Annotated in this window: 2 protein-coding genes; both read left to right on the top strand. The window is 60.5% G+C overall.

Features of this window, described 5'->3' with window-relative positions:
- Window positions 1-380 (top strand): hypothetical protein (locus CKW40_RS42355; RefSeq protein ID WP_210200212.1); only part of this gene is annotated, 380 nt, incomplete at its 5' end.
- Window positions 377-807, top strand: a 431-nt coding sequence (locus CKW40_RS42350; RefSeq protein WP_143748534.1) for an AAA family ATPase, incomplete at its 3' end; no start/stop codon positions are given. The genes CKW40_RS42355 and CKW40_RS42350, both read left to right, overlap by 4 nt.

The raw sequence follows: 807 nt of genomic DNA, 5'->3' as shown, positions 1-807 counted from the left end.
ATCACACACCGGCCGAGTTGCTGCTGCTTGACCGCTATGGTGAACGAGTCGGCATAGCCTTTCCCGATGTCGAGTTCCATCCGCTCGACAAGCGCGGCGCAAAAGCATCAGCCGAACGCGCAAAGGTGCATCGGCAGGCGGTGCGTGACCTCGATCGGTCGGCGCCTGATATCGACGTGGCTGCACGCCTGATCGCACGCGGCCAAGCTCAGCCTGACTCGGTCCCCAACGAGCCCGTCGGCATCGTCTCTTACGATCCGGCGAAGCGGCCGGCGCGGATCGTGATGCCGAAGGGGGCTTCGACCTCCGAAGAGCGCCGACGCGAACAAGACGACCGCATAGCCGTTCAGATGGACTTGGCGAAGAGGATCGTCGGATGACGTTTATAGAAACCCGCGCCGCGTTCACCGTACGGGCTGCATTCGATACGGCGGTCAAGATGCGGTATCCGGTGCTTGCGGTCGGCAAAGCCGGACTCGGAAAGACTGTAGCGCTCAACTGGATAGCCGCCCAAAGCGGAGCTGCCTATTGTGAGGTTGCGCAGCATACCAAGGCTATCAGGCCGATGTTCCTGATGCTGCATGACGCCTACGGCGTCCAAAGGGACAGCAAGCACACATACGATCTTGCGAAGGATTGCATGAATTTTTTGGGCGCCCGATACGGCCCGACGCGTCCGTTGTTGGTGGACGAATATCAGAACTTCACACCCACTGTTTTGCGGGAGCTGCTGCATCTTCAGGAGCGGTGCGGCTTCGCTTTACTGCTCGCCGGCAACACTCATCGGTTAGCGGGCACGAGGCGTGA

The organism is Mesorhizobium carmichaelinearum, assembly GCF_900199455.1.
Lineage (GTDB): Bacteria > Pseudomonadota > Alphaproteobacteria > Rhizobiales > Rhizobiaceae > Mesorhizobium > Mesorhizobium carmichaelinearum.
Note: the sequence above shows the minus strand (reverse complement) of the source record. Positions and strands in the feature narration are given on the sequence as shown.